This window comes from Nostoc sp. XA010 (genome assembly GCF_020829625.1).
Taxonomy (GTDB): Bacteria; Cyanobacteriota; Cyanobacteriia; order Cyanobacteriales; family Nostocaceae; genus Nostoc.
Window position 1 is genome coordinate 171,886 of record NZ_JAIVFX010000004.1, and the last position, 17,310, is coordinate 189,195.

The window sequence follows — 17,310 nt, forward strand, 5'->3', positions numbered from 1 at the left end:
CCCTGTAGACGTTTATAAATTGGCGAAAACCATGAAAACCATTTGGCATAACCTCAAGGAAGTGTTAATTAACACATTCGATTCCATCGGCTTGGCTTGGTGGGTAGAGATTGTGACGCAAAATCCCCGTTGTACGTACTACTTCGGGCCATTTCTGAGTTCTTCTGATGCAAAATTGTCAAGCATTGGATATATAGAAGATTTGGAGATCGAAGGAGCTACGGGAATTGCTGTGAATGTCAAGCGCTGCAAACCCAATAACTTAACAATCGCTGAAGACTTGGGGGAAAGATTTGACCGCAAAGTACAGCCTGCCTTTGGCGGTCAAATTTAAGTTAACTTAGGCCAGAGAAGGGAAAAGATGCGAGAATGCGGGGACGCAAAGACACGGAGAGACTGAGAATTCTTTTACCGCGTTAATGCGTCTTTTTCACTCACCGCGTCACCACATCTTCACTCTCGATTTATTCTTCGTCAATAGTCAAAATTTTTTTTAATATTAGACTATTGACTACTAATTACCTGCGGATGAACTTCCAGCCAATGGTCAATGTCATTCAGCACCTGCTGGGGGACTTCCCACGGAAAAAGATGGGCGGTGTTAGGATAGGATTGCCATTGAGAATTGTTGAGGTGTTGAGCAGTTTCTAAGCTGGAACTAGATGTAATGTGGCGGTCTTGATCACCAGCAAGTACTAAACTAGGACATTCTATTTGTGGCAAATCTAGAAGTCGGTTGTATCCCGATTGAATTTCACTATAGAGGGCGCGAGTAGCAGCAGGAGAGGTTTGCAAATAAGCTGGTACTGCTTCTGTGGCGATGTACTTGTAAGTGGTAGATGTATGTTGTTGAATTAAGTAGCGAAAAAGCGATCGCTTACCAAAAGTTTCAATATTCCATTGCCAACTCGGTTTTATATAGTTTATTAAGCCAGCAACGCCAGTATATAAATTATCCTGCCAAGTGATAGGAGGATGACTACCACGGGGTTTTGCGGCTGTCGCCACCAAAATCAGCCCTGTAATGCGCTCTGGCAAACGTAATGCCAGTTCCATTGCCAGAATACCCCCAAGTGACCATCCCAATACTAGGCACTTTTCAATCTCAAAGCGGTCTAGCAGCGCTTCTAAATCAATCAAATGGTCATTCATATTAAAATTACCATTCCAGCGACTTTTGCCGTATCCACGTAAATCAGGGGCAAAAGTTTTATAACGTTTTGATAAATGATTGGTAAAGACAGATAGACTACGACCAGTACCAGGATGACCATGTAAGCCCAGAATGGGGAATCCTTGACCTTGGATGTAGACATTGAGACGTGCAGCAGTGGTAGGATAGCGATCGCTCATCTAGCACCCCCACGAGACTTCCGCCATACTTGATAGCCAAATGTGTTCAAATTAAAACCTTCAAATTATCACAGTTTTAAGAAATCGGTTCAAAAACCATTTGGGGAATTAACACTTCATCTTGTAATTGCCCTATACCTAAAAAGCGAGTCTCTTCATCATAAACTCGAACTATTTCAGGAACATCAAAAGTTAGAGAAATTCGCTGACCTTGACACCATTTTTGAGCAGATGTTGCTGGTAAAGTAACAGATGACAAATGTTGTAAAGCTGCATCTGGGGAAATCGGTTGAAATGTATCGGCTTGCAGTTTAGTTTCTAAGTCGGTCAAAGTCAGACTATCTGTTAGATCGAAACCACTGCTTTGGGTACGAATCAAAGCGGCAAGAGTGCCACCAGTTTCTAAAATTGCACCTAAGTCACGAGCGATCGCTCTAATATATGTACCAGAACCACAGGCGATCGCAACATCCAATTCGGGGAAATCCCCTTCTCTCCAGTCCAAAATATCTATCTGAAAAACTTCTACTGTCCGCACTGGAACTTCCACCGTTTTACCTTGGCGTGCTAAGTCGTAAAGGCGTTTACCATCCACTTGAATTGCACTATAACTAGGTGGTATTTGCTCAATCTTGCCTTCAAATTGTGGTAATACGCTTTTCACCTGTGCCAAACTCAATCCAGCACAAGGTTGAGAAGTGATGATTTCGCCTTGTAAATCATCGGTTGTAGTACGCACACCCAGACGAATAGTGGCAATGTACGCTTTGTTTTCTGGCAGATATTGCAACAATCTTGTGGCTTTACCAAGGGCGATTGGTAAAACCCCTGTAGCGGCTGGATCTAAGGTTCCCGCATGTCCTACACGTTTGAGGCGCAACAATTTTCGCACCCGCGCTACGCAGTCGTGGGAAGTCCAGTCAAATGGTTTGTTTAAGTTGAGAAAACCTTGAAATAACACAAAATCAATACTTACAGCTTCTAAACTCTATTAAATACTTATTTAATGCTCAAAGCATTAATATTTGGTAATTAAAGCTTAATCAAGCATTAATTTATACACATTAACTAGCTTCAAGACATCCTGTAAGCACTTTACAGAATGATACACACAAAATCCAGATAACGCCGAGCATGTACAGTAAATACCACTTTGTCACTTATAATATAAGTAAAAACACATAAAATGCTTTTACCACAACAATCATCGATAAGCTGATTCACAAAAGACGCTTGTTTTTAACAACCTATTACCGATGGTTCCTCTGCGAGTCGCAGAGCGAAGGTTTTGTATATTAAAGCACTATAATACTGCTACAAGTCAAGTTGATGATGGGGATAGTTGACCTATTGGGCATATCTTCGGTAAGCTGACTGTAACTTTAGTTCCTTGTCCCACTTCACTAGACAAGGTAATATCACCACCATGTAACTCAACACAAGCTTTAGCGATCGCTAGCCCCAATCCTGTACCGGGGATTGTGTCAACGTTGCTTCCACGACTGAAGGATTGAAACAAATTTTCTTGATCAGCCATCGGGATACCAATTCCCTGATCTTTGATGTAAAAAATTATTTGTGATTCTTTATCAATGAGGTGGAATTCTACACTACCTCCATTTGGAGAGTACTTAATTGCATTGGATATTAAATTAGTAAAAATTTGCTGCAAAAGTCCGCGATCGCCCCAAAAATCCTGGTTATTACCAGTAATTTGAAAAATTAATTCGTGGCGATCGCCTACTGTTTCTCGCTCCTGTTCTATCAATTCAGAAAAAAATTGCAGTAAATCGAGTAGTATTGGCTTAAATTTAGGTTTTTCCAGTTCAAATTGGTTAACCAGAAGCATGTTATCCACAAGTTTGGACATATACCTGGCTTTGTGTTCAATGATTCCCAAGAACCTCTGTTGTTTAGACTCATCTAGTTGCTGGCTATGTTTTACCAAAGTTGATGCGGCAGCCAGAATTGAAGTTAGGGGCGTTCGATACTCATGGGAAACCGTGGCAATAATTTGCGATTTAAATGTATTGAGTTGCTTTTCTTTGGCAAGTGATGCTTGAGTTTGGGCTAGCAATTCAGCTTGTTGGATGGCGATCGCTAGTTGCACCGAAACTTCATTGAGCATTTGGGCATCATCAGTTTGCCACTGTCGTTCCCCGGAATTATGGTGAGCAATCAACAAACCCCAAAGCTTGGGGGTTGGGTTCCCATTGTTGCTCAGATTAATGGGAACTACTAGATTTGCCTTAGTATTAAATTGCTCTTTTAGGCTAACACAATTACACAAGCCAAGCTCATAGATATAAGGGATGGGGGATTGGGCATTGGGTACAAGAGGTAGAGGTGCAGGGTGTAGGGTGCAAGGGGGAGAATCAGTAATTAATTTATCTCTTTCCTCTGCTCCCTGCTCCCTGCTCCCTGCTTCCTGCTCCCCTGCTTCCTCCAGTGTCCCAACGCGATCGCACAATGGTACAGTGCGGCATGGCTCAACTGAGGAGGCAACTATTTTACCGTCGGCATCTGGGGCGAACTGATACACCATCACGCGATCGCACTTCAGAAGTTGCTGTACCTCAGCTACAGCCGTATTCAAAATTTGCTCTAGGTTAAGAGATTGGCGAATTCTTAAAGCAGTCGTGGCAATTAAGCGCTGTTTCTCCTGGGTTTTATGGAGTTGTGCTTGCAAGCACGATTGCTTAATGGCGTTGCGGACTGTTAGTTGCAGTACATCCTGTGTCAGATGTTGCTTGACTAAATAATCCAAAGCACCCCGTTTCATTGCTTGCACAGCTATCTCTTCATCACCACGCCCTGTCAGCATAATCACAGGCACAGAACTCTCAAATATCTGCTGCTGCATCTGATCGAAGAGTTCTAACCCACTCATATCAGGTAAGCAAAAATCTAGCAGGATGACATCAAAGCGCATTTTTTGGCACAAAGCAAGTGCTTCTTCTGCACAGTCTGCCTCCAAAATCTGGTATGACTGGTGCGGATCTTTCAAAAGATATCGGCGATAAATTTTCCGATCTGCTGCACAATCATCGATGATGAGTAGCGTCCATGTGTCCAACATATTAAGTATGAGGATTGGGGAGCCATGTAGATCCCTTTTATCCAGATTTTTTATTGCATAATTCTAAAAATAATATAAAATAAGTGTAAATAAAATCTAAATTCTTTAGAAATTCTAAAGTAATTTAAGCAGTAAGATAAATAACAAAATGGGACAACGCATCTAAAAGAGACAAGCAGACACAATGACTCAAAGAGGAAAATGTCGCTGTGTCCTCTGAGCCGTCTCTTTTGTTATCCTTTTTTCCCTACTGCCTTATCAACAGAGAATAAACAAATTAATCCAAGGCTGGCGGCATATTGGCTTCAAGCCAATAGTCCACGAATGCTTGAATCGTCTTTTTTAATTCCTCAGCATCCATCGGCTTTACCAGATATCCATTTGCGCCCTTTTGGTAGCACAATTCAATATCCTTGGGGTTAGATGATGTGGTAAAAACAACGATGGGGATTTCCTTGAAACTATTGTCTTGCTTGAGCCTATCTAAAATGTCACGGCCATCAATACCTGGCAAATTCAGATCGAGCAAGATAACAGAAGGTCTTAGTGCTACTTTAGAGTTGCGTAAGGCTTCGCTTCCTAGTCGATAGAGGAAGTCTAAAACCTCATCCCCATTAGTACAACGATGTATGGGGTTCTGGACGGACATGCGCCGCATCAGACGTTGTAGCATCCGAAAATCTTCATTGCTGTCCTCAACAACGAGCAGAGGTTCATGAAGTTTTTTTGTCATTCGTAGTGTTAAAAGAGCTTAACAAAAATATATATTTGGTTATTATCTTAAACTATTCCAGCGTGAAATAGAAAATTGAGCCAAAGCCTATGGTAGATTCAACCCAAATTTGGCCGTTATGAAGCTCAACAATCTTCTTAACAATAGCTAGTCCAGCACCTGCTCCTCCACCGTACTTTTCCTGAGAGTGGAGCCGCTTAAATAGTCGAAAGATAGTTTCTTCTAGGTGATGCTGTGGAATTCCAATACCGTTATCTCGGATATAAAAGATTGGAGATTGGGGATTGGGGATTGGGCATGGAAAAGAGGCAGAGGGGCGGGGTGCTCTTAGCAGAGGGGAAAACTCTTCTCCCTTGCTCCCTGCTCCCTGCCCCCTGCTCCCCTGCTCCCCTGCTCCCCCTGCTCCCTGCTCCTCTTCTTGAGAAAGGTAGCCAATCTCAACCCATTGCTCTGGCTTGTCGTTGTATTTAAACGCATTTCCCAGGAGATTACTGAAGACTTCATTAACGAGAACTCGGTCACATTGAACTGTTGGTAAAGGCCGAGGAATACAAATATCCACAAGTCCAGAGTCTTGGCGACTAGCACGAAAGACTTCAATCACTTGGGTAACTAATTCGTTGAGGTCAGTTGCTTGCTCTCGCAGTTGTGCTTGTCCTAACTGCGATAACCGCAGTAGAGCATTAATTAGAGTTTCCATGCGTACAGACAAGGAAATTACTGTTTGCAAGCACTCAATTCCCTCATCATCTAATACTTGGGCATAGTCTTCTAGCAGCACCGTCGAGAAGTTATAAATTCCCCGCAAAGGCTCTTTGAGGTCATGAGAAGCAGCGTAGGCAAAAGAGGCTAATTCCCGGTTGCTGCGCTCTAATTCCAGATTGATTTTAGCTAACTCATCCGCCTTAGATAGTACAATACCAACGATCGCATTACTCAGAGCGATCGCACTCTCAAGTTCACAAGCTTTCCAAGGTAAAGAAGTTAATCTAACCGTTTCTTGCCATTGTTCAAAGGATTTTCGTGGACATAGGATAAGGCTACCATCTGCCTGAGCTTGAATGGATTCGTTGGGATTACCTGCCCAGTTTACCGTTTGGATAACTTCGGGGCGAAACCAAAGAATATAATAACGCCGGATTTTAGAAATCCGCAGTAGCAGCAAGCCACTAGCAGTATCTTTAAATATGAGCGCTTCTGGGTAAAGCTTGGGCAGAGAATCGGTGGAAAACAGGTTATCACTAACTTGGGTATCCGCCCATTCAATTAACGCCCGAACTTCATGAATATTCGGTGTTGCTCCTACAAGGGTAATTTCATTATTCAGACAAACTGCTGCCCCAGAAGCACTGACAAGATCGAGCAAACGGATTTCAGGTTTAATTAAAGCATCAATAAAATTATCTGCCTGGGAAATGGACTCAAGGAAATCAGACTGTAGAGATTTGAGTTTTACCTTATAGTCCCATTCCGAATAACTAATTTTGTGCGCTAATTCAGAAGACACAATCTGTCCTAAAAATTCGCACATTTTTAGCACTTCATAAGAAATATACTTTGGTGTTAAATGATGACAAGATATTAATCCCCAAAGCTTCTGTTCTTGAATGAGCGAAATCACCAAAAGAGCCTTTACTCCCATATTTTGATGATATTCAGCACAACACGAATCAAAACTTCGTAGTACAGAGTAACTTAAGTCAATAGGCTGATGTGTTGTCGGATTTTCCGGTGAAACTAGTTTAACAGGTTCGGCTGTCAAATCGGGGAGAAATCGTAGAAGGCAGCGCGTGTATAACTCCCTAGCCTGCACTGGAATATCTGTAGCGGGATAGTGGAGTCCTAAATAAGGTGATAAATCTTCTCGTTTGACTTCTGAAATAACAGAACCCGCTCCCGACTGGTCAAATTTATAGACCATTACCCGATCAAAACCGATGATTTTTTGGACTTCTTGTGCCACTATATGCAAAAATTCTATCAGGTTTGATGTTCTTTGCATTTTGGCGATCGCTTCACCCGCCAAAGCATGAAAGCCTAAAAAACTCACCTCAGATTTTGAGTCTGTCGGTTCTAACTCCAGAATCACAGCTTCTTCTGTGCGATGAGCAATAGCGTCAAAATCTCGTTGCCGATGCAAAGTATTTATTGATACTTTGAAAGCATTAGGAATGCCAATTTTTTTTGCCAAGCACTGCTTTACAGTTTCTATTTGTTGAGCTTCTAGTAAATAGCTCAATGGTTTGCCAAACAACTCTTCTGGTTCTTTGCCCAAGTGTTCTTGGGTATTGTTGCTAACTTGCAGTATCTCTAGTTGAGTACTGAGTGCCAGTAGAACACCATGAGGTTGAATAAAGCCAGGTATGTGAATAGGTTTGCGATCATGGTTAGTCAGAGCAGTAGCTTGGGTAGTAGTAGTTTCAGGCTGGCTCATAAATCAACTTATGTAAAGCTGATTTTTACAATAGCGCAATTAAATGTCACATTTCTTTAAAGTATATGCCGATAAGGATGAATGCGAAGAAATTTTGTAAATGTTATTCACAAAACAAGGGTATTTACTGCGACTGAGTAATTTCTGTATTCAGCATTAATTGCAGCTCTTTAGGGATTTTTAATGGTTGCTCTATTTCCGCCGTCGCGTACTAGCCCTTTGCTTCTGCTCTTTGCGAAAAGTTCCACTGGCTAGTAATAACAAAGATTGTTATTATAATGTCTATTATTGTTATAAAGAAATAGACACATGAATATTTCGCTTACTCCTGAGTTGGAAGCCTTCGTCCAAATACAGGTTGAGTCCGGCTTGTACGCTTCTCAAAGCGAGGTAATTCGGGAGGGGTTGCGTCTTTTAAAACGCTTTAATGACCATTCCGAGGAATATAAATTGTGGCTCAATGAGCAAATTGCTATCGGTCTTTCAGAGCTTGATAATGCACAAGGTCTTCCCCAAGAAGGTGCGCGAGAGCGCATCCGCAACAAGGCGCGACAATTGATCAAAAAATCGTTGTGACAAACCCAAAACTTTATATTCTCTCGCCGCAAGCAGAGAACGACCTTGCGGGAATTTATGCCTATATCGCGCGAGATAATCCAGATGCTGCCGAACGGATTCTAGACAAGCTTCTTTCTGCCTGTGAATTACTGACAGACAACTCCGGAATAGGACAGTACCGTTACGACTTGACTCCGCTTCCTGTCCGGTTCTGGTTGGTGCAGCCTCGATATTTCCTGATATACCGAGGTGAAAACCCTGTTGAAATCGTGCGTGTACTCGCAGCAAACATGGACATTGCGCGGGAACTCGCCGGAGAATAAACAATTAGTTTGTTTATATAGGACTAATATTTGATTTCTGAAAAAACTCGGTACACATCGAAAAGCCTAATTCCTTATTCCCTATTCCCTACTCTCTACTCCCCGCCCACTTGCTTAGATAATTTCAAAAATCAAATACGATTCCTATAGTCAAATAAAAATCATCACATGCAGCAATGCAACACCAATATCCAACATCCAAAATCCGAAGCTGACTATGGTGTTGGGAACTTTTTCTTTTGCAGGTTTGGCTTCTTTAATATCCAGCAATCGTGCTAATTCAGTTGTATTTAATGACTTGACGAGACTCAAACCAAGCGACTTACTAGAAATGCTTTGAATGTAGGCGGCGTTAAGGTAGGGCGTGTATTGCGGTCTTCCTACAACATAAGTTTGGAAGAAAGGTAAACTCAAAACATTCATGTAACGACGCGCTTGGGAAGCATCGCCAATCATATCGGCAGGTAATGCTACTTGTTGATTTGTGGGGTTGCCATTGCCAATAGTGGAAAAGTGAGTGCCACCTACAAGCATGACGAGATATTTTTGTGAATTCGCCAACCAGGAGAAAGGTAAAATTTGCTCGGATAAAGCTGGTGCAACTGTATCATCACTACTGCTGACAATCATCACTGGAGTTTTGATTTGACTTAAGCCAGCTTTGCCGAAAATAGAACTAGTAATGGGATTAACTGCGATCGCAGCTTTCACTCTCTCATCCCGCAGGTTATAATCTTTGCCAGACTTGCTGATGCTCAATTCTAAAGCGCGACACTGGAGCATTAAAGACATATTCCAGGTATTTTGCAGTGCTGCTGGTTGACAGTCAAGTTTTAGCTGTTCAAAGTTGATTTTAGCGCCTGCCAGGGCTAAGGCTGTGTAGCCTCCCAAAGATTGACCAAATACTCCGACTTGTTGCAGATTTAACCGACCTTTAAACCGTGAATCAGATTGATTACCTTTTTCCAATTGATTCAAGATATATGTTATGTCCATTGGTCGGTTTTGAAATTCACCTGGTTCTGCTATTTCATTGACGCGTCCTTTTAATAGAGAACGCAATTGTTTAGCATCACTACCAGGATGATTGGGAACGACGACGGCAAATCCGTAAGAAGCTAGATGCGTAGCTAAATATTGAAAGTTGCTGCTATCTAAACCCAAGCCGTGAGAAATCACAATTACGGGTGCAGCATTCTGGACATTGGGAATATAAACATCAGTTAATAAAAGCCGATTGCGCGTTGAGTCAAAAAACTTTTGGGTGTATTTTTGCGACTTAAACTTTCCCGGAACCTTTAAATCGGGTAATTGCGATAAATTTGGTTCTTTGATGGTAACAGCTTCTATTTTAGACTTTTGCGAAACTGCTGCGATCGCCCGATGAGTTTGGTTAACAAGTTTGTCTAATTCCGTAGCTATTTCTAAAGTCTGCGCTACGTCAAGGCGAATGCTGCTGCTGGGATATTTACGCAACACATTCAATAGTGTCAAGCCTTCCGATTCACCAGAGGCTAAAATTAGCGCCGAACGCAAAGCACCAAATCCTGGTTCTGAATGACTGGTTTTGATAATTTGCGCCAACCGATGCAGCAACAACTCTCCTTGGGGTGTGTAGAGAAGTTGTGAAACTACTACCGGACTAACTTTCACACGATTAAGTAAAATCTGCCGCAATTCTTGAAGCTCTTGAAGAGGCAGATATTGCTGATAGGCTGCCAAGTCTTCGTTAATTACACCTGTTTTGGCATAGTTTTCTAAAGTAGTGACTGAAATGGAAAGCTCTAAAGCTGAATAAGATGCATAAATCCGCTCTGCTGCCAAGATAGAATTGCTAATTCCAAACGTTGGCAGCACCATTGAAAGAACCAGCAATAGAGAGTTTTTTCTCAGGGTGCTGGCCCAATTACCAAACAAACTATTCATCGCTCAACTGTTTCGGTACTCTGGTTTTATCAGGTGTTGGCTTTGGTAGTTATTCTGGCGCCCTGCTTGGTTTACTTAAAGTTATTAGCCTGAATTTTATCAAAACAGAATTTAGGAGTCAGTAGTTAGAATCTTGTAGTAATTAATTCTGACTCCTGAATTCTGAATTCTTCTTCAAGAATTTTCTCTTGGCTATCAATTCAAAAATCAGATCCTACAGAGTCACACAGATGGTTAAAGTATCCATCTTATAAGAGGCTGACCCCGTAGTTTGCCTTCACTAGTAAATCATAACAAATAAAAAATGCTCTGCCTCAGTATTAATGTTGTAGCTTTGAAGATGGCACGATTTTACTAGATGAAAAACCCAGTACTAATCCTGAAAAGTATTCTTATTAATTAGCTTTTCCCAAAGCGATCGCTACTGAACCTGTGACTACTAAACCGGCTCCTAATATTGCGATGGAAGTGAAGTTTTCTGATGGTATCCAATTAGGTGCAATAACTGATACAACTGCAACTGATATTAATGTCACAATGGGAGCTAAAGCTATTACTGCACTCACTCGTGATGCTTCCCAATGTTCTAATGATTCGGCAAAAGCACCGTAAGCGATTAAAGTATTCAAAGCACAAAAAACGAGTATTAATAAATGGAAGCTATCAAGTATAAAAAGTGATTGAATTTTGGCTAAAGGAGTGAATAATAAAGCACAGCCCCCATAAATAATCAGCATGATGCTAGGGGAAGATAAAGATTGTAATAGCTGCTTTTGTGCCAAAGCATAAATAGCCCATGACGTTGCTCCTAGCGCAATCAAGACACTACCTAGTATGTATGTGCCAGGCGCTGTAATTAAATTTGCTAGTTGTTCTCGAAAAAATAAAACATAACCGCAAATCATTACACTGACACCAATCCATTGATACAGCCGATAACGTTCTTTAAAAATCACTAACCCTCCGAAACCTAATAAAAGGGTAGATAATTGAATGAGAACTTCAGCGTTAGCAGGTGATGTTAGTGCTAAACCTTGCATGAAGAGAAAGTAATTAATCCCTAAGAAGAGGGTAGCGATCGCTAATAATTTCCAAGAAGCAGAACGCAGTTCTTCTAACTTTGGTAATTTACCGCGTATTCCTAAATACACAGCAAGCAGTAAAAAAGATATCAAAAAGCGAAACCAAATGACTGTGTAGACATCAAGTACTTGCAGAGCGATCGCCAGAGCAATAGGTAAAATTCCCCACAATAAAACCGTTAATAGCGATAACACTAGCCCTAAGCGCCAGCGACCAGAACTTTGATGTAGTGGCATTCCAATATTTTACCCAAAGTAGGGCTGATGATAAATTAAACGTATCGAATTTGTATAGCTAAATTTTATCAAGCTCTTGTAGATAAAGTATGTTAATAGCCTGGTGAATGCAAGTTAAATGTAGAATATCTTACCTACCTTACTGAATTTATTTATAGTCTGATAGCGTTTTTTGATCACATAAAATTTGTAAATTGTCTAATTACTTTACAGGAATATTACATTTGAAATTTCATTCAAGATGTATAATTTTGTCGCTGTTGTTTTACCAAAAAAAACTTATGGGGATTATACCCATAATAAGCTTAGTAGTCTTTATTACTAGCTTATCAATTTATTTGCTACTGACCTCAAGAGGTCGGTTTTTACTTAAATCTTTGGTGACAAAAATAAAACGCCAAGGGTGGAAATTCAGGAATAACAAGATTAACTACCTGAGATCAAGATTTTCAAAGACTATAACAATTGCTGCCATTATTCTGGCAGCAGTAATAGCTGGAAATACTGTATCCGCCCAGGTTACGCCGCCGCCTCTAACTTCGCTCAAAAGCGTATCGGTTCCAGAGCCTAACAATCTAGGAGACTTTGTAAAAGACAAAGTAGCTGCAATCAAGTTAGGAAAGGCTCTTTTCTGGGATATGCAAGTTGGCAGCGACGGAAAGACCTCCTGTGCTAGTTGTCACTTCCATGCTGGAGCTGACAATAGATCCAAAAATCAGATTTCCCCTGGGCTTTTGCGGATTAACGCTAATGGTACAGTGAACCCGGATACAGTTTTTGATGTAGGTGGTGGGCCAAACTACCAGCTTAAACCGGGAGATTTTCCCTTCCACAAACTGTCAAACCCGAATGATCCTAAAACCGTTGTATCTGACCGAAATGATGTCAGTTCCTCTCAGGGGGTCTTCAATGCTAAGTTTGTTGATGTTAAACCTGGTAGCGCGGAAGACGAAGTAAAAAACGAGCTAGATCCGGTGTTTAACGTGGGAGGTACAAATGTGCGCCGCGTCCAGCCGCGTAACACCCCAACGGTGATTAATGCAGCATTCAACTTTCGCAACTTTTGGGATGGAAGGGCAGAGAACATCTTTAATGGGGTGAATCCCTTCGGTTTAAGAGACCCTAACGCCTCTGTAGTGAAAGCAGAAAACCCAAATCAACTCAAATTTGTCAAAATCAGACTAAATAATTCGTCTTTGGCTTCTCAGGCGCTTGGGCCGCCACTGAGTTCCTTCGAGTTGTCGGCTGATGGTCGCACTTTTCAAGAAATTGGTGATAAGTTCGGGCGAATTGACAACAAAAAATCTTTCAGCAAACTGTCGGTAGATAATGTAGATAATCTTGCTGATACTCTGGTTGGCCCGCTACTCAATTCGGTTGATGAACTTACTGGTAATTTGGCGCAAATTGGCAACAGTAAATCTATCAGCACACTGCTGCAAAATGTTCTGTCAATTAGAGGTACAAAGCTCCCCCGAGTCCTGGGGCAAAAGTTATCTCGCCTCAGACCGCTAGGCAAACAGGTTGTGCATCCACAAGACAGCGTTTTAGGTGCAGACAGTAGATCGCCTCAGCCCGGGCTGAAGGATAAAACCTACGACCAGCTGATTAAAGATGCCTTTAAGCCAGAGTGGTGGAAGTCTAATCGACTCATCCAAGTTGATTCTGAAGGTAAACGGACTTTTGTCAACAGCGCTGATAACTCTTCTCAAACCGATGAGTACACACTGTTGGAGTATAACTTCTCGCTGTTCTTTGGGCTGGCAATTCAGTTGTACGAGTCTACACTCATTGCCAACGATACGCCTTTTGATCGCTTCTTGGCAGGAAACACCACAGCCCTTACGCAGCAGCAGCAACTAGGTAAAGACCTGTTTCAGGGCAAAGCTCTGTGTATTGGTTGCCATGCTGGATCAGAATTAACAGCTGCTTCAGTGAGCAGCGTAGCTAAAGACGGACGAATCAAACGTGCGCCGTTTGGTGCAAAATCCCCTGAAGACAATGGCTTCTTCAATATCGGCGTTCGACCTGTTACGGACGACCCCGGTTTGGGTGCTAATGACGGTTTACAAGGTAATAATCCGCTTTCAGAGGCACGATTGGCTCAGTTAGGGAAATTTCAACTTCTCCTAGGCCAAAACCCCCCCACCCTCAATCCACCGTTGACTTCTAGTGAAAAAGTGATTGCAGACGGAGCTTTCAAAGCGCCTGGACTTCGCAATGTCGAACTCACTGGTCCCTACTTCCACAATGGAGGTCAAGCGACTTTAGAGCAAGTGATTGATTTTTACAATCGAGGTGGTGACTTTGGCGCTCTTCCCGCACTGAATCTTTCACCAGAAGAAAAACAGCAATTGGTCGCCTTTTTAAAGGGACTGACTGATGACCGAGTTAGGTTAGAGAAAGCGCCTTTTGATCATCCGCAACTTTTCGTTCCCAATGGACATCCGGGTAATCAGACATCCGTTAATGACGATGGTACGGGCAAAGCTACAGATAGCTTACTGGAAATTCCTGCTGTTGGTAGGAATGGTGGTAGTGCTATACGAAATTTCTTGAACTAATACCATTTCACGAAATAGCTGATACCGATAGATATGTAGGGGCGTACAGATGTACGCCCCTACATTTATTAAGGAGTGGGTAGGCGTAGCCCGCCGGAGGCATCGCCAACTATCGGTTCTATATTGCTAACTTTGGTATTGTCTAGGTAATTGTAGACTCTTCTCGAAAGTTCACGGACAAAATCTCCAGCTTTGGGATCGTAGTTTGGTCTTTGCACCAAAACACCTGCTAAATAGCTTTTCCCATTGGGCATTTGAATAATACCCGCATCACCAATGATAAATCTCAATGTACCAGTTTTGTGTGCGATCTTAGCTCCTTGACCAATACCAGCTGGTAGTAAACTATTGGTTTTAACACGGCGCATAATACCTAAAACTTGATTGCGGCTGTTTGGCGATAGCAAACGATTGTTATAAACTAACGCCGCCAATCTGACCAAATCTTTGGAACTGGTTGTATTTTTGCCAGCGATGTCTGGAAGTAGATTCCGAAGTGCTGTATTTTGCAATCCCCAACTACGAAAACGTTGGCTAACTTTTGCTGCACCACCCAAGCGATCGAGAATTAGATTTGTTGCGGTATTATCGCTGATTGTCATCATTAAGGTAGCAGTTTCTAGGACGCTGAATTTAGTTCCTATGGGTTTGTATTGCATAGTTCCAGATTCGCCAACCTTTAAATCGCGCCGCATCACTAATTTATCGGTGAGTTTAATTCTCCCAGCGTCTATTTCTTGGAAAAGAGCCACTAATAAGGGAAATTTGATTGTACTAGCAGCAGCAAATCTTTTTTCACCATTAATATCTATATAGTTACCTGTAGCTAAATCTAAGAAAAAGATTCCCGGATTTAATGTTTTATAACTTGCTAACAAAGTGCGAATTTGAGAAGTGATACCAACCATCTCTTGACCAAGATTCACAACTCCAGCAAATGTAGATGCATCTGTAGATTTGATAGCGATATCTTCTCGATTTTCCCCAACAATAGGATTGTTTTGGCGGTCAAATGAATTGAATTTGAAAATCCAATGAGAACGAGAATCTCCTTTAATTGATATATTTTGGGAGGTAACATCATAACCAGGAGCTAACTCTACGACAAAACGAGTTGTTTGAGAGTCTGGTTTGCCGAGGCGAATTTCTTTCACCGCCTTGCCAAAACTTTGTTTGACACTATCAGAATTAAAATTAGTTCCAGGTAAGTCAATTACCAATCGGCTAGGATTATCTAATATAAAGGCTTTTGGTTCTATTCCCGAAGTGGTAGTTAAGTCTAATTGGTTTTGGCTAGTATCATAGTACCAAGACTGTAATTGTGAAGCTTTAGCTTGTCCTGCAACTAGAACCAAACTGCTTAAAGCAATCGCTAGTAGATGTGATTTCATGTTGTGATTGTGGGTGTGCAAGTTAGGAGCGACTAATCAGCTTTACTTAGATTTTTTTCTGATGATTGTGCTGAACTTCCGGAGAAAAAGTCATAAATCCCGTTGAGTTATTTTTTGAGATGATATTTGGGATTGGATAAGCACGATAAATCATCATTACTTATTAAAAGTAAATCGCTGACAGTTTTATTTGTGGTGTGAGTTGACAACAACAGAAATTGTTAATCTAGCCGAAGGACGAGCAAAGGATTAATTATGTTTCCAACTTATATTTTGTATAGAGAGAAAGTAAAACCCTAATACATATATAGCAATCCGATAGCGAAGCGGTAGCGAGTCAGACGCTCCTGCGTCGCTAACGCTGCGCTATCGAGCGTCTTTGATTTCTGAATCACTCGTAGAGGTAAGGGACTGGCGACTGGGGACTGGGGACTAGGAAGAAGGAATAAAGGTGTACTGAGTTTTGTTCAAAAATCAAATATGAGTCCTATATATATTTCGCGTCGGGGCGGCACTGCCCATACGTGTCAACTAATAACTGGCTTCCCATGACCATCGGCGTCACCCCACCCTAACCCTCCCCTTGTAAAGGGGAGGGAACGAGATTCTCTTGTTTCCCCCCTTGACAAGGGGGGATTAAGGGGGGTAAAACGCCTGTGGGACATGCATTTGAGCTTAAGTTGACACCAATGGGCTTTTTCTGTGCCCCTACGGGTGTACCTCACGCAAATATCTCATAGAACCTGCCGCCCACCAAGACTTGCCCAAAATCATGCATTTCTTGAATTGGTACACAGCGATGTGTTTTAACAAAATGTTAAATCGTACTGGACATTTCTGGGAGAAGCGATATTACTGTGATGGGTTTCCTCCCACAAATACCCAGCGAGCATTAAATACCCTACGCTACATTCATGGCAACCCCAAGGCTGCACAAATGCGGCAGAGTTTTTTTACGATTTCAGCAATTACGGTAGTTACGATGGGTTGACTAATGATTGCTTAACTCTCTGGCATCCTGCTTTTTTACAATTAGGTAAAACATTAGATGAATGTGCCAAAAAGTATCGCGGGTTTTGCCAAAGGTATAAACCGAAACTAAAAACAGCCAGCAAGTCCTACTGGGGTAGTAAGCTGCTGGCTGGTCAGAAGGTTCATAAGGGCAAGCGCAAATGCTCACCTGGTCAACTAGCATTGCCAATTTGTAATATTGGGCAGTGCCAGGTATCGGAAAGCCCCGAACTAGCAGAAGTGGTACAGAAATTTGTTCTAGCAAATCGAGGTTGTAGGTTTGATCTGCGGGTGTGAGCTATTATGTATGGGTGAACAACAAAAAACAACCAATGCAAGTTTACTCCTCCACTTTAAAATAAACCATTGTATCCCACCACCTAAAATTGTATTTTTTCAGTATCTCATAATACTTTTTAATTTTATCGAGGGATACTTTTTGTTGGATTCCCGACGGTTTTTCGGGGGATACTTTTTTCTGCGCGACCGTAGCTCCCCCTACTACGTTAATAGCTTCTCCGTCTGATAGTTCCTCCATTTCGACTGGAGCTTGCAGGTTTTTTTCTTTGTCAGTTGTTAGAGCTTTGATTTTGCTGATCATATAACTCCTTGTACTCAT

15 protein-coding genes are annotated in these 17,310 nt (G+C 41.8%); 6 read left to right on the forward strand and 9 right to left on the reverse strand.

Annotated features, from left to right (window positions below):
• The first annotated feature begins 31 nt into the window (after nucleotides 1-31).
• Entirely contained in the window at nucleotides 32-334 is a 303-nt protein-coding gene (locus tag LC608_RS08115; protein WP_229553051.1) for a DUF1816 domain-containing protein, read from the forward strand.
• A gap of 170 nt (nucleotides 335-504) precedes the next feature.
• Here the strand turns inward: LC608_RS08115 and LC608_RS08120 are convergent, their stop codons facing one another.
• The 5 genes from LC608_RS08120 to LC608_RS08140 all read right to left on the reverse strand — a co-directional run bounded on the left by LC608_RS08120 (nucleotide 505) and on the right by LC608_RS08140 (nucleotide 7,599).
• On the reverse strand, nucleotides 505-1,353 hold the full coding sequence (locus LC608_RS08120) for an alpha/beta fold hydrolase (protein ID WP_229553052.1): 849 nt from the start codon (nucleotides 1,351-1,353) through the stop codon (nucleotides 505-507).
• Nucleotides 1,354-1,429: 76 nt separating this feature from the next.
• Nucleotides 1,430-2,314 carry a tRNA pseudouridine(55) synthase TruB gene (gene truB, locus LC608_RS08125; protein ID WP_229553053.1) on the reverse strand — a complete coding sequence of 295 codons (885 nt, stop codon included), beginning with the start codon at nucleotides 2,312-2,314 and terminating at the stop codon, nucleotides 1,430-1,432.
• 360 nt (nucleotides 2,315-2,674) lie between these two features.
• Nucleotides 2,675-4,432 carry an ATP-binding protein gene (locus tag LC608_RS08130; protein WP_229553054.1) on the reverse strand — a complete coding sequence of 586 codons (1,758 nt, stop codon included), beginning with the start codon at nucleotides 4,430-4,432 and terminating at the stop codon, nucleotides 2,675-2,677.
• Between the two features lie 277 nt (nucleotides 4,433-4,709).
• The gene (locus tag LC608_RS08135) at nucleotides 4,710-5,165 is read right to left on the reverse strand and encodes a response regulator (RefSeq protein ID WP_229553055.1); all 456 of its coding nucleotides are present in this window, start codon (nucleotides 5,163-5,165) and stop codon (nucleotides 4,710-4,712) included.
• A 52-nt stretch (nucleotides 5,166-5,217) separates the two neighbouring features.
• On the reverse strand, nucleotides 5,218-7,599 hold the full coding sequence (locus LC608_RS08140; protein ID WP_229553056.1) for an ATP-binding protein: 2,382 nt from the start codon (nucleotides 7,597-7,599) through the stop codon (nucleotides 5,218-5,220).
• 309 nt (nucleotides 7,600-7,908) lie between these two features.
• Between LC608_RS08140 and LC608_RS08145 the strand changes: the two genes are divergently transcribed.
• Nucleotides 7,909-8,175: a type II toxin-antitoxin system ParD family antitoxin gene (locus LC608_RS08145; protein WP_229553057.1), complete on the forward strand. Its 267-nt coding sequence runs from the start codon at nucleotides 7,909-7,911 to the stop codon at nucleotides 8,173-8,175.
• On the forward strand, nucleotides 8,172-8,480 hold the full coding sequence (locus tag LC608_RS08150) for a type II toxin-antitoxin system RelE/ParE family toxin (protein WP_229553058.1): 309 nt from the start codon (nucleotides 8,172-8,174) through the stop codon (nucleotides 8,478-8,480). The genes LC608_RS08145 and LC608_RS08150 overlap by 4 nt, the downstream gene beginning before the upstream one ends.
• A 150-nt stretch (nucleotides 8,481-8,630) precedes the next feature.
• On the opposite strand, the gene LC608_RS08155 is transcribed toward LC608_RS08150, so the two are convergent.
• Nucleotides 8,631-10,406 (reverse strand): alpha/beta hydrolase, encoded by a 1,776-nt coding sequence (locus LC608_RS08155; RefSeq protein ID WP_229553059.1) that lies wholly within the window; start codon nucleotides 10,404-10,406, stop codon nucleotides 8,631-8,633.
• 395 nt (nucleotides 10,407-10,801) lie between these two features.
• Nucleotides 10,802-11,725 (reverse strand): DMT family transporter, encoded by a 924-nt coding sequence (locus LC608_RS08160; RefSeq protein ID WP_229553060.1) that lies wholly within the window; start codon nucleotides 11,723-11,725, stop codon nucleotides 10,802-10,804.
• A 281-nt stretch (nucleotides 11,726-12,006) separates the two neighbouring features.
• On the opposite strand from LC608_RS08160, the gene LC608_RS08165 reads away from it, so the two are divergent.
• Nucleotides 12,007-14,289 (forward strand): cytochrome-c peroxidase, encoded by a 2,283-nt coding sequence (locus LC608_RS08165; RefSeq protein WP_374108383.1) that lies wholly within the window; start codon nucleotides 12,007-12,009, stop codon nucleotides 14,287-14,289.
• A gap of 68 nt (nucleotides 14,290-14,357) precedes the next feature.
• Here the strand turns inward: LC608_RS08165 and LC608_RS08170 are convergent, their stop codons facing one another.
• Nucleotides 14,358-15,680, reverse strand: a complete 1,323-nt coding sequence (locus LC608_RS08170; protein ID WP_229553061.1) for a serine hydrolase — start codon at nucleotides 15,678-15,680, stop codon at nucleotides 14,358-14,360.
• Nucleotides 15,681-16,452: 772 nt separating this feature from the next.
• Here LC608_RS08170 and LC608_RS08175 point away from each other — a divergent pair.
• Both LC608_RS08175 and LC608_RS08180 read left to right on the forward strand, forming a co-directional pair.
• The gene (locus LC608_RS08175; protein ID WP_229553062.1) at nucleotides 16,453-16,671 is read left to right on the forward strand and encodes a transposase; all 219 of its coding nucleotides are present in this window, start codon (nucleotides 16,453-16,455) and stop codon (nucleotides 16,669-16,671) included.
• Nucleotides 16,668-16,988 (forward strand): hypothetical protein, encoded by a 321-nt coding sequence (locus LC608_RS08180; protein WP_229553063.1) that lies wholly within the window; start codon nucleotides 16,668-16,670, stop codon nucleotides 16,986-16,988. The genes LC608_RS08175 and LC608_RS08180 overlap by 4 nt, the downstream gene beginning before the upstream one ends.
• 43 nt (nucleotides 16,989-17,031) lie before the next feature.
• Here the strand turns inward: LC608_RS08180 and LC608_RS08185 are convergent, their stop codons facing one another.
• Nucleotides 17,032-17,292, reverse strand: coding sequence for a hypothetical protein (locus tag LC608_RS08185; RefSeq protein ID WP_229553064.1), 261 nt, complete (start codon nucleotides 17,290-17,292; stop codon nucleotides 17,032-17,034).
• Nucleotides 17,293-17,310 lie beyond the last annotated feature (18 nt).

Excerpts from the sequence above, each read along its gene's own strand:
- LC608_RS08145 (WP_229553057.1), top strand. The coding sequence starts at position 7,909 with ATGAATATTTCGCTTACTCCTGAGTTGGAAGCCTTCGTCCAAATACAG.
- LC608_RS08140 (WP_229553056.1), bottom strand. The coding sequence starts at position 7,599 with ATGAGCCAGCCTGAAACTACTACTACCCAAGCTACTGCTCTGACTAAC.
- LC608_RS08135 (WP_229553055.1), bottom strand. The coding sequence starts at position 5,165 with ATGACAAAAAAACTTCATGAACCTCTGCTCGTTGTTGAGGACAGCAAT.
- LC608_RS08155 (WP_229553059.1), bottom strand. The coding sequence starts at position 10,406 with ATGAATAGTTTGTTTGGTAATTGGGCCAGCACCCTGAGAAAAAACTCT.
- LC608_RS08175 (WP_229553062.1), top strand. The coding sequence starts at position 16,453 with ATGCATTTCTTGAATTGGTACACAGCGATGTGTTTTAACAAAATGTTA.
- LC608_RS08120 (WP_229553052.1), bottom strand. The coding sequence starts at position 1,353 with ATGAGCGATCGCTATCCTACCACTGCTGCACGTCTCAATGTCTACATC.
- LC608_RS08165 (WP_374108383.1), top strand. The coding sequence starts at position 12,007 with ATGGGGATTATACCCATAATAAGCTTAGTAGTCTTTATTACTAGCTTA.
- LC608_RS08160 (WP_229553060.1), bottom strand. The coding sequence starts at position 11,725 with ATGCCACTACATCAAAGTTCTGGTCGCTGGCGCTTAGGGCTAGTGTTA.
- LC608_RS08130 (WP_229553054.1), bottom strand. The coding sequence starts at position 4,432 with ATGTTGGACACATGGACGCTACTCATCATCGATGATTGTGCAGCAGAT.
- LC608_RS08185 (WP_229553064.1), bottom strand. The coding sequence starts at position 17,292 with ATGATCAGCAAAATCAAAGCTCTAACAACTGACAAAGAAAAAAACCTG.
- LC608_RS08170 (WP_229553061.1), bottom strand. The coding sequence starts at position 15,680 with ATGAAATCACATCTACTAGCGATTGCTTTAAGCAGTTTGGTTCTAGTT.
- LC608_RS08115 (WP_229553051.1), top strand. The coding sequence starts at position 32 with ATGAAAACCATTTGGCATAACCTCAAGGAAGTGTTAATTAACACATTC.